General features: G+C 27.2%; 1 protein-coding gene. It reads left to right on the top strand.

All coding sequences use genetic code 11. The features are described from left to right. The coding region (locus G468_RS24300; RefSeq protein WP_034250401.1) for a dermonecrotic toxin domain-containing protein at positions 1-1869 on the top strand (1869 nt) is incomplete at its 5' end. Positions 1870-2115: the final 246 nt, after the last annotated feature.

Below are 2115 nucleotides of genomic sequence, written 5' to 3' on the forward strand. Positions count from 1 at the left end.
AATGCCACTCCCATTAAATCAAATGTAAGCATCTATCTTATCGACATAAATGGTTATAATTCTGTTGATATATTACGGTTTGTCGATGATAAAGGAAAAACCATAGTTTATTACCCTAATGAAAATCAACCATTCCGTGTTTTTAATGACGATACGGAAATGCGGAAATGGATTGCAGAACAAGGAAAAGATGACGATAAAAGAATAAAATTCGCTCAACATTTTTCTTTATATAATAATCAGGATGGTGTGCCCATTATTGGAAAGACTGGAGTGTATAATGGATTAAAGAAATTAGGTTCTGGTGACTGGGACTACAGCGGAAAGAATATAAATAAAAATAATACTATTATTTCAAATGATGTATTCCAAATAATGACAGAAAATTTACAGAAAAAATTAAATAGTGATGCTGATACCTTAATTAGATCTGATAGCGAAATCACGAAAGATACCTGGATTGATGGATTAAATATGTTTAATCTATTAATGTTTCCTGTTTCGCTATTCTCGGGTTCTATTCTTGTTGGGGTAGTTACTTTTATTGGAGTATCAGGCGAAATTGGATTAAGGATAGATAAAGCGATTGAGGGCGATACTGAAGAAGAACGTAATGAAGCTGCAACAAGTCTTGCTATTGATTTAGGGGTTATCCTGTTATTTGGAGTTTTAAGCAAGTTGCCAAAACTCAAATTTAAGTTTTTAACTGTTAAATTTAATCCTCCGCAGAGAAGAAATGGAAAAATAGGTTATCTATTGAGTCCCACATATCCTATTTCAAAAAACTCTAATTTTAATTTTTCTGAAGAAGAACTAGTTTGGGTGGAAAGTTTATATGATCAAAAAACAAAACAAATTAAAAAACCCATAGGGTATCCATTAAAAATTGCAGAAATATTAAATCAAGAAAGAGTGGAAATAGTTAGGAAGGGATTTGAAAATGTCTATAATATAACAATAAAAATAAAAGAAATAGTGGAAAAACAAACAGATAAAGAACTACGTAAATTATTGGATAATATATTCCCATTGTACAAGCACGATGATAAAGATGTTCTTGAATTCAGAAAAATAACTAATGAGGTTAAGAATAATAGTGAGGAATTTTATAAAAAAATAGATAATAGAGTTTATTTTGCGAATAAAAAAGAAGACAAAGATAGGAGTACTATCGCTGAATACTTTAGAGAATATAATTTTATCGTATTATATGAAGATTTCTTCAAGAGAAACAATGCAGCATGCCACTTGACCATATTACATGAAATTATGCATTCTTTAAAAGAATTTATCATAGTAGATAATTATTATCTTAAGGATTTTAATGTAAGGCTAGTATTTAAGAACGCAGAGATTTTATCTACTGTTAATAATGAACATCTTCCTCTTACTTTAATTACAAACTTTGAATTATATTATAGAGGATTGAAAAATATTTTTAAAAATCCTAGTTTTTTAACTAAAATTTTTAATAAATCTGTTGATAGATCTTATGAGAAATCAAAAATTTTTTCTGGGAACTATTTAATAAAAACACTTTTTAAAGAAAATAAAATTAACCTTTCTGAAGAAGAACTTATAGATAAATTATTTGAAAATGAGAACACTCTAAAAAAAGCAACAATGAGAAACGCAGACAGTTTTGTTATATATTATTTACGTTTATTAGGTAAAACGAAAAGTTTTAAAAATTTAAATATCCAAGATACCTATGTTAACATGACATCAGAAAATGTAAGCAAAGATTTTCCTAATATAAACGAATACATTAATAATGTTAATATTAAACGAACAATAAATAAAATGAATGAAGATCGTGATAAAATCAAAAATATTGAACCTCCCGAATCAAAATGCACTATATGTTAAACTACTATCTAACAATAAAATCATAAGTTTTAAATAAAATATAAATAATAAAATAGTAAGAAGTTATAGTATAATAATAAGGTAAACAGCCATGACATCAAATAATAACAATAAGTCTGATAAAAAAAATTACGAGCCCATTCTTTACATCATTAACAATGCAGAAGAAAAAGATTTTAATGATAAAAATGGTGGTTCTACTACGAGAGCACGTAGAGATATTGGTATTCAAGACATCACTGGTAT

The organism is Arsenophonus nasoniae DSM 15247 (assembly GCF_000429565.1).
Taxonomy (GTDB): Bacteria; Pseudomonadota; Gammaproteobacteria; order Enterobacterales; family Enterobacteriaceae; genus Arsenophonus; species Arsenophonus nasoniae.